This is a genomic window from Morganella sp. HMSC11D09, assembly GCF_001807955.1.
Classification (GTDB): Bacteria; Pseudomonadota; Gammaproteobacteria; order Enterobacterales; family Enterobacteriaceae; genus Morganella; species Morganella morganii.
In genome coordinates this window covers 1-766 of sequence record NZ_KV791667.1, presented here as the reverse complement: position 1 = coordinate 766, position 766 = coordinate 1, and the positions used below count along the sequence as shown (strand labels likewise).

General features: G+C 24.5%; 1 protein-coding gene. It reads left to right on the top strand.

What is annotated here, in order from left to right; genetic code table 11:
- Positions 1–440 precede the first annotated feature (440 nt).
- Positions 441–766, top strand: a 326-nt coding sequence (locus tag HMPREF3119_RS05790) for a helix-turn-helix domain-containing protein (protein WP_139144833.1), incomplete at its 3' end; no start/stop codon positions are given.

Here is a 766-nt window from a genome sequence, read left to right as displayed (position 1 = left end):
TATTGTTTGTTTATTGTTTGTTTATTGTTTTTTTATTGTTTTCAATATATTCGGCATAGGATTATTTACTATTATTTTTACTCAAAAAAAAACAAATATTAATATATTTTATTAAAAATGAATAAAATTAAAGATAATTATATCAAATAACAAGTCTTATGTTTTTTTATTGTTTTTTTATCAATAAGTTACGATTAAACCCTAATTATGAGTAAATGTCTAAATCTTGAAATTAGTTAAGCTTAGTGTACCCTTTACAAGAGTTATTAAGATGAAAGTATTTGTGAAAATGCTATTGGAAAATTTAATACTAACATCTTTAATATCCTAATGTTCGCTATATTTTTTTAGCAAAACCTAAATAATAGTCTTAAAATTAAATACCTAACCAGTTTATTTTTTAAATAAACCTTTACATTAAAAAAACATAAAGTGATGTAATGAGAAAAGACAGAAATATTGATTTGCTTTATAGCGTTTCCACTAATTCATTAAGCCAAAACGCTGGGTTGCTAATTAATGCGTTAAGGAAAAATAAAAAAATAAGCGGTGATGTTCTTGCTGGATTTATTGGTATAAGTCAGCAACAAATATCCCGTTATGAAAGAGGTGAAACAGAATTAACACTGGAGAAAATAAAACAATTCTCCACCTTCTTTGATATTAGCGTATGGGAATTCATGGATATGTTATATTTATTTTATGCTGGAAAGAGTGATGCTCTTCATGAGATAGATAACATTATATTACAGTCATTTTATGATAG